We start from the raw sequence: 3,890 nt of genomic DNA, 5'->3' as shown, positions 1-3,890 counted from the left end.
CGAGGGAGCGCGGGGAGCGGTGGGGGGATGTCCTCGGGCGGTGACGTCTCACAGTGGTCCCTTCGGGGCTGCGGATCGTACGCATGGCATGGACATTCCAGACGTACCCCCGGTGCCGACCCCGGTCAAGGGTGTAGACCATTCTGCCGACGGGGCAGTGGCGGGGGCGGGTGAGGGAAACGAGTGGTTCCTGCCCGATTCCGGGCAGATTTCTTGCGAAAGAAAAGATCATCAAGCACTATCGACGGGTGCACGACGACCTCATCGACCACCTGATACGCAGCGCGCCGCTCAGCCGCGGCGAGGCCGCGCGGGTCGTACAGGACGTCCTGGCCTACTTCGACGAGACGGCGCCCGCGTTCGTCCGCCGCCGCCACCGCGAGCTGCAGGCGGGCGGCCTGGTGAACGACGAGATCTTCGACCGGATCGCCCGGGAGCTGGCGCACCGCGCGGTCGCGCCGCCCGAGCTGACCCCGCGTCAGCTGCGCCGCATCGTCTACGGGTAGCCGCCCCTCCTCCCTCACCCCTCCCTCTCCTCCCGACAGGAAGCGAACGATATGTGCGGAATCGTGGGTTACATCGGCAAGCGCGACGCGGCGCCCCTGCTGCTCGAAGGGCTCCAGCGGCTGGAGTACCGCGGCTACGACTCCGCGGGCGTGGCCATCGCCGCGCGCTCCGGCGCCCTGAAGACCGTCAAGGCCAAGGGCCGGGTACGGGACCTCCAGGCCCGGCTGCCCAAGCGCTTCGCCGGCGCCACGGGTATCGCGCACACCCGCTGGGCCACCCACGGCGCCCCCAGCGACGCCAACGCCCACCCGCACCTGGACGAGGCCGGCAAGGTCGCCGTCGTGCACAACGGCATCATCGACAACGCCGCCGACCTGCGCGCCAAGCTCGCCGCCGACGGCGTCGAGCTGGCCTCCGAGACCGACACCGAGGTGCTGGCCCACCTCGTCGGCCGCTCCGCCGCCGCCACCCTGGAGGAGGCCGTCCGCGAGACGCTGCGGCTGGTGGAGGGCACGTACGGCATCGCCGTGCTGCACGCCGACCACCCCGACCGGATCGTCGTCGCCCGCAACGGCTCGCCCGTCGTGCTGGGCATCGGCGAGCGGGAGATGTTCGTCGCCTCGGACGTCGCCGCGCTGGTCTCGCACACCCGCCAGGTCGTCACCCTCGGCGACGGCGAGATGGCCACCGTCAAGGCAGACGACTACCGCACGTACACCACCGAGGGCTCGCGCACGTCGTCCTCGCCCGAGACGGTGGAGTGGTCGCCCGAGTCGTACGACATGGCGGGCCACGACACGTACATGCACAAGGAGATCTGCGAACAGGCCGACGCCGTCGACCGCGTGCTGCGCGGGCGGATCGAGGACCGGTTCTCCACCGTCCACCTCGGCGGCCTCAACCTGGACGCGCGGGAGGCGCGCGCGGTGCGCCGGGTGAAGATCCTGGGCTGCGGCACCTCGTACCACGCGGGCATGATCGGCGCGCAGTTGGTCGAGGAGCTGGCGCGGGTGCCCGCGGACGCCGAGCCGGCCAGCGAGTTCCGCTACCGCAACCCCGTCGTCGACCCCGACACCCTCTACGTCGCCGTCTCCCAGTCCGGCGAGACGTACGACGTGCTGGCCGCCGTGCAGGAGCTGAAGCGCAAGGGCGCCCGCGTCCTCGGCGTCGTCAACGTCGTCGGCTCGGCCATCGCCCGCGAGACGGACGGCGGCATCTACGTGCACGCCGGCCCGGAGGTCTGCGTGGTCTCCACCAAGTGCTTCACCAACACCGTCGTCGCCTTCGGCCTGCTCGCCCTGCACCTCGGCCGCATCCGCGACCTGTCCGTCGCCGACGGCCGCCGCGTCATCGAGGGGCTGCGCCGGCTGCCCGAGCAGATCGCCGAGATGCTGCGCGGCGAGGACGAGATCCGGGCGCTGGCCAAGGAGTACGCGCACGCCAAGTCGATGATGTTCATCGGCCGGGTCCGCGGCTACCCGGTGGCCAGGGAGGCGTCGCTGAAGCTGAAGGAGGTCAGCTACATCCACGCCGAGGCGTACCCGGCCTCCGAGCTGAAGCACGGGCCGCTGGCGCTGATCGAGCCGGAGGTGCCGACGGTGGCGATCGTGCCGGACGACGAGCTGCTGGAGAAGAACCGCGCGGCGCTGGAGGAGATCAAGGCCCGCGAGGGCCGGATCCTCGCGGTCGCCCACCGCAGGCAGGAGAAGGCGGACCACACGATCGTGGTCCCGCGCAGCGAGCCGGAGCTGGACCCGATCCTGATGGGCATCCCGCTGCAGCTGTTCGCGTACCACACGGCCCTGGAGCTGGGCCGGGACATCGACAAGCCCCGCAACCTGGCCAAGTCGGTGACGGTGGAGTAGCCCGCGGCGGCCCGGCCGCCCGGCCGGGCCGGTCGCCCGCGGGCCTCACCCCGGGGTCCCGCAGGCCGGGCAGTCGGGGCGGCGCGGCAGCCGCACGGTCACCTCGTCGCCCGGCACCATCAGGTTGAACCCGAAGCGCACGCCGGGTTCGAGCGGCGGAATGCCCGTCAGCAGAGCCAGCGCGCCGTACGCGACGAGTGCCCCGGACAGGCCCGCGGTGATGGCGTTGGCCGGGTTCCACGGTAAGTGGGCGGAGGCGGCGGGCACCTCTTCCCCTTCGGCCAGGCCGAGGTCGGCCCGCCGCGTCGCCTGGTCGTGCACGCACTCCCAGCACCCGCCGCTGCCGGGCCGGTGGACGCCCGCGGTGACCAGCGGGCCGCTGTACCCGCCGTCCACCCAGGGCAGCCCGGCCGCCAGGCACGCCCGGTTCGCCCAGCGCCGTATCTGCGGCGGCCCGTCGGCGCCCAGCACGAACACGTCGTACGGGGGCGAGGCCGCGAGGAGCGCGGCCAGCTCCGCAGCGGTGGAGACGCGGCGCACCTCGCCGGTGACGCGGATGTCGGGGTTGAGGCCGGCGAGTCTCGCCACCGCCGCCTCGGCCTTCCGGGCGCCCAAATCCGCCTCGGCGTAGAGCAACTGCCGGTTGAGGTTCGACAGTTCCACCCTGTCGTCGTCGACCACGTGCAGGTGGCCGACGCCCGAGGCGGCCAGGTGCCAGGCCGCCGCGCCGCCCGTACCCCCGACGCCCAGGACGAGCACCCGGGACTCCTTCAGGCGCAGTTGGGCCTCCCACGCGCTGGCGCGCGCGCCGAGGTCCATCCAGCGCAGCAGCGGCACGCTCCGGCTGTAGCGCTCGGCCTCCCGGGGCGAGAACTGCGCGGGGAGCGGCGCGGCGGCGTCCTCCAGGAAGCCCGCCGCGGCGAGCCGGTCCAGCGCCGCGGTGACGTCGCCGGGTTCGACGCCGTCGTGCCGGGCGAGCACGGCGGTGACGATGTCCTGCGCGGTGCGGGTGCCGTCGGCGGCCTCGACCAGGGTCCAGACCCAGCCGCGGGGGTCCTCGATCTCCGCGCCGACGCCGTAGACGACGCTGCCGATACGGACGTTTCCGGCCATGGTGCGGTAGCCGCGGTGCTCAGGTTTCACCCGTGGCCGTGCCCACTGCCCCACCGCCATACCACCTCAGGAAGATGCGCCAGGAAACCTTGCACCGACGCGGCCCAATGTGCACTACTGAGTGAGTCGTTTCAACCACACAGAGTTGACCCTGCGGAGGGAGGCGCGATGCAGGAGATCAAGATCCGTCGTCTCGACAAGAAGGAGACGACAGGCGACAGCAACCCCAGCGGCGAGTGATGCCGGTCGGCGTCCCCGCGTTGGCGCGTCACCGCTACCCGACCGTGGACGACCTCACGCGGACGGCCCGCGACCTGGCACGGCGCCACCCCTCACGCTGCCGGCTGCGGCAGGTCGGCGAATCGCGCGCGGGGGAGCCGCTGTGGCTGCTCTCCGTCGGCCACG

Annotated in this window: 3 protein-coding genes and 1 pseudogene; 3 read left to right on the top strand and 1 reads right to left on the bottom strand. The window is 72.6% G+C overall.

Going from position 1 to position 3,890, the window contains the following annotated elements; genetic code table 11:
- Nucleotides 1–248: 248 nt before the first annotated feature.
- Together H5J30_RS21145 and glmS are read left to right on the top strand one after the other, a co-directional pair.
- Complete coding sequence (locus H5J30_RS21145; RefSeq protein ID WP_181788968.1) at nucleotides 249–506, top strand: hypothetical protein; 258 nt, start codon at nucleotides 249–251, stop codon at nucleotides 504–506.
- A 51-nt stretch (nucleotides 507–557) separates the two neighbouring features.
- Nucleotides 558–2,372, top strand: coding sequence for a glutamine--fructose-6-phosphate transaminase (isomerizing) (gene glmS / locus H5J30_RS21140; protein WP_181788967.1), 1,815 nt, complete (start codon nucleotides 558–560; stop codon nucleotides 2,370–2,372).
- A gap of 45 nt (nucleotides 2,373–2,417) precedes the next feature.
- Here the strand turns inward: glmS and H5J30_RS21135 are convergent, their stop codons facing one another.
- Complete coding sequence (locus H5J30_RS21135) at nucleotides 2,418–3,515, bottom strand: HesA/MoeB/ThiF family protein (RefSeq protein WP_181788966.1); 1,098 nt, start codon at nucleotides 3,513–3,515, stop codon at nucleotides 2,418–2,420.
- Nucleotides 3,516–3,724: 209 nt separating this feature from the next.
- Here H5J30_RS21135 and H5J30_RS37815 point away from each other — a divergent pair.
- Nucleotides 3,725–3,890, top strand: a pseudogene (locus tag H5J30_RS37815) (M14 family zinc carboxypeptidase); the annotation flags it as partial.

The organism is Streptomyces phytophilus (assembly GCF_013870535.1).
GTDB classification, from domain to species: Bacteria; Actinomycetota; Actinomycetes; order Streptomycetales; family Streptomycetaceae; genus Streptomyces; species Streptomyces phytophilus.
The sequence above is the reverse complement of the archived record's forward strand: the minus strand, read 5'-3'. Positions and strand labels throughout refer to the sequence as shown.

Bases quoted from the DNA above. Each gene is read 5' to 3' on its own strand.
- glmS (WP_181788967.1), top strand. From the start codon at position 558: ATGTGCGGAATCGTGGGTTACATCGGCAAGCGCGACGCGGCGCCCCTG.